Origin of the sequence: Streptomyces sp. NPDC058459 (assembly GCF_042721685.1) — a bacterium.
In the GTDB taxonomy this organism is placed as follows: domain Bacteria; phylum Actinomycetota; class Actinomycetes; order Streptomycetales; family Streptomycetaceae; genus Streptomyces.
The window spans coordinates 1-2,945 of record NZ_JBHXLV010000368.1 but is presented as its reverse complement, the minus strand read 5'-3'; the positions used below and the strand labels follow the sequence as shown (position 1 = coordinate 2,945).

3 protein-coding genes are annotated in these 2,945 nt (G+C 69.0%); 1 reads left to right on the top strand and 2 read right to left on the bottom strand.

Annotation, left to right across the window (positions count from 1 at the left end):
• Positions 1 to 30 precede the first annotated feature (30 nt).
• A complete protein-coding gene (locus tag ACFWN1_RS32630; protein ID WP_384370172.1) occupies positions 31 to 222 on the bottom strand; it encodes an acyl-CoA carboxylase epsilon subunit in 192 nt (63 codons plus the stop codon).
• Between the two features lie 23 nt (positions 223 to 245).
• A complete protein-coding gene (locus tag ACFWN1_RS32625) occupies positions 246 to 1,829 on the bottom strand; it encodes an acyl-CoA carboxylase subunit beta (protein WP_384370169.1) in 1,584 nt (527 codons plus the stop codon).
• Positions 1,830 to 2,275: 446 nt separating this feature from the next.
• Here ACFWN1_RS32625 and ACFWN1_RS32620 point away from each other — a divergent pair, with 446 nt between their 5' ends.
• On the top strand, positions 2,276 to 2,884 hold the full coding sequence (locus ACFWN1_RS32620) for a YceI family protein (RefSeq protein WP_384370166.1): 609 nt from the start codon (positions 2,276 to 2,278) through the stop codon (positions 2,882 to 2,884).
• The last annotated feature ends 61 nt before the right edge of the window (positions 2,885 to 2,945 follow it).

Here is a 2,945-nt window from a genome sequence, read left to right as displayed (position 1 = left end):
CTGTGGGGGTGCTGTGGGGTGCTGTGGGGCTCAGTGCCAGCTGTGCGGGGCCCGGAAGCCGCTCTCGCGCTCCAGGCGGCGCCAGGCGGCACGGGGGCGGGGGCGGTGGGCCGGGGGCGTCGCGGAGCGGGCGGCGGCTCGGGCGAGGAGGACGGCCGTTATGGCGGCCACCTCCTCGGGGTCGGCGAGGCCCTTTTCGACGCGGATGTCGGTACTGGTCATGGCGGTGGTCTCCCGGGTCTCGGTCACTGCGGGGGGTTGCCGTGCTTGCGGGAGGGCAGGTCCGCGTGCTTGGACTGCAGCATCGACAGGGACCTGATCAGCACCTCGCGGGTCTCGGCGGGGTCGATCACGTCGTCGACCAGGCCGCGCTCCGCCGCGTAGTACGGGTGCATCAGCTCGGCCTTGTACTCCTTGACCATCTTCTGCCGCATCGCCTCGGGGTCCTGTGCGTCGGCGATCTGACGGCGGAAGATGACGTTGGCCGCGCCCTCGGCGCCCATCACGGCGATCTCGTTGGTGGGCCACGCGTAGGTGAGGTCGGCGCCGATGGACTGGCTGTCCATCACGATGTAGGCGCCGCCGTACGCCTTGCGCAGGATGAGCGAGATCCTCGGCACGGTCGCGTTGCAGTAGGCGTAGAGCAGCTTCGCGCCGTGGCGGATGATCCCGCCGTGCTCCTGGTCGACGCCGGGGAGGAAGCCCGGGACGTCCAGCAGCGTGATGATCGGGATGTTGAAAGCGTCACACATCTGCACGAATCGCGCAGCTTTTTCGCTCGCCTCGATGTCCAGCACGCCGGCCAGCACCTGCGGCTGGTTGGCGATGACGCCGACCACCTGGCCGTCGAGGCGGCCCAGCGCGCAGATGATGTTGCGGGCCCAGCGCTCGTGGACCTCCAGGTAGTCGCCGTCGTCGACGAGCTCCTCGATGACCTTGGTCATGTCGTAGGGCCGGTTGCCGTCCGCCGGCACCAGGTCCAGCAGGACGTCACCGCGGCGGTCGGCGGGGTCGGAGGACTCCACCCGCGGGGGGTTCTCCCGGTTGTTCTGCGGCAGCAGCGACAGGAGGTAGCGCACCTCCGCGATGCAGGTCTCCTCGTCGTCGTACGCGAAGTGCGAGACGCCCGAGGTCTCGGCGTGCACGTCGGCGCCGCCGAGGCCGTTCTGGGTGATCTCCTCACCGGTGACCGCCTTGACGACATCCGGGCCGGTGATGAACATCTGCGAGGTCTCGCGGACCATGAAGACGAAGTCGGTCAGCGCCGGGCTGTAGGCGGCGCCGCCCGCGCACGGGCCGAGCATCACCGAGATCTGCGGGATGACGCCGGACGCCCTGGTGTTGCGCTGGAAGATGCCGCCGTAGCCGGCGAGCGCGGAGACGCCCTCCTGGATACGGGCGCCGGCGCCGTCGTTCAGCGAGACCAGCGGGGCGCCGGCCGCGATGGCCATGTCCATGATCTTGTGGATCTTCGTGGCGTGGGCCTCGCCCAGCGCGCCGCCGAAGATGCGGAAGTCGTGGGCGTAGACGAAGACCGTCCGCCCCTCCACCGTGCCCCAGCCGGTGATCACACCGTCGCTGTACGGCTTCTTCGCCTCCAGACCGAAGCCGGTCGCCCGGTGCCGGCGCAGTTGCTCGACCTCCTGGAAGGAACCGGGGTCCAGCAGCAGCTCGATACGCTCCCGGGCCGTCAGCTTGCCCTTGGCATGCTGCGCCTCGGTCGCCTTCTCGCTCGGGCCCGCCAGGGCCTGCGCACGGATCACGTGCAGCTCGGCGACCCGCCCGCGCGCGTCCGCCGGCTCACCCGTCGTCTCTTCCAAAACGGTCATGTAGTGACCATACGAAGGACCGGAAGGAAACCGGGCCGTCGACTCCGTACAGTCTCCGGAGCGTTTTCCTGGTACGACCGAACAGAACCGGAGCGTGATGCAGGCGTTCCGACTGCCCAGAGGGCGCTGTCTTTGTGGAGGTGCCACAAAGCGAGGGGTGTGAACGGCCCCTGGATTCGTGGGTGGGACATGCCATCCCCGGAGTGACATGGGGACACCCGGACGGCGGAAGGGGCCGGCGGGGCAACCCTACCTTCCGGCCTCCGGCGCGCGTCCGCCACAGGTTGCGCGCGGCGACTTTACGTAAGCACGCGAACACGTAGCGGATGATGTTGAAAACCGAACTGAATAGGTCTACGGTGGCACACGGCGGGTTCGTTGAACTTTAAACAGACTCCCCCCGCACTTCTCCCGCACCCTCCCCGCACTTTCCCAAGGAGCACCTCATGGGCATCTTCGGCCGCAAGAGCAGCACCTCCCAGACCCCCGTGGCGAGCGCCGGCACGAGCACCGCCCTGGCCGCGCTGACCGGCGACTACACCGTCGACTCCGCGCACACCACGATCGGCTTCACCGCGCGGCACGCCATGGTCACCAACGTCAAGGGCGGCTTCACGGAGTTCACCGGCGCGCTGCACCTGGACGGCGGCAACCCGGCCCGGTCCACCGCGACGCTCGACGTGGCGATGGACAGCATCGACACCGGCAGCGCCGACCGGGACACCCACCTGAAGTCCGCCGACTTCTTCAAGACGGACGAGCACCCGACGATGACCTTCCGCTCCACCAAGGCGGAGTCCCTCGGCGGCGACGACTTCCGGGTCACCGGTGACCTCTCCATCCTCGGCGTGACCCGGCCGATCACCATCGACCTGGAGTTCAACGGCGCCGCGACCGACCCGTTCGGCAACGAGCGCGTCGGCTTCGAGGGCAAGGCGGAGCTGCTGCGCTCCGAGTGGGGTCTGACCTGGAACGCGGCCCTGGAGACGGGCGGCGTGCTGGTCTCCGACAAGATCAAGCTCAGCTTCGACATCTCGGCCATCAAGAACGCGTGAGCCCGCGGCGGTCAGGCCGCACCACGCGTGAGCGCCCCGTTCCTCCGGCAGGGGGGAACGG

Excerpts from the sequence above, each read along its gene's own strand:
- ACFWN1_RS32630 (WP_384370172.1), bottom strand. The coding sequence starts at position 222 with ATGACCAGTACCGACATCCGCGTCGAAAAGGGCCTCGCCGACCCCGAG.
- ACFWN1_RS32625 (WP_384370169.1), bottom strand. The coding sequence starts at position 1,829 with ATGACCGTTTTGGAAGAGACGACGGGTGAGCCGGCGGACGCGCGCGGG.
- ACFWN1_RS32620 (WP_384370166.1), top strand. The coding sequence starts at position 2,276 with ATGGGCATCTTCGGCCGCAAGAGCAGCACCTCCCAGACCCCCGTGGCG.